Source organism: Micromonospora sp. ATLC16 (assembly GCF_057196645.1).
Genome location: NZ_JBXUOW010000193.1, coordinates 1 through 330, shown reverse-complemented (window position 1 = coordinate 330; position 330 = coordinate 1). Strand labels below are relative to the sequence as shown.

General features: G+C 66.4%; 1 pseudogene. It reads left to right on the top strand.

From position 1 onward, the window contains the following. Positions 1–127 precede the first annotated feature (127 nt). A pseudogene (locus AC2CHE_RS27015) lies at positions 128–330 on the top strand (ISAs1 family transposase); the annotation flags it as partial.

Below are 330 nucleotides of genomic sequence, written 5' to 3'. Positions count from 1 at the left end.
GCCGTACCGAGACCCGCACCGTCAAAGCCGTCACCGTGACCCTCCCCGGCGGACTGGGTTTCCCTCACGCGCAGCAAGCGGTACGGATCACCCGGACCCGCACGATCAAAGAAAGACCACCCGGGAGATGGCGTACCTGACCGTGTCCCTGCCCGCCGGACAGGCCCAACCCGCCGACCTCAGCTCATGGGCACGCGCGGAATGGCACATCGAGAACCACGTGCACTACATCAGAGACGTGACGCTACGTGAAGACGCCCACCAAGCCCGGACCGGCAACGGCCCCGCCGTCTTCGCCACACTCCGTAACACCTCGATCGGCTACCACCG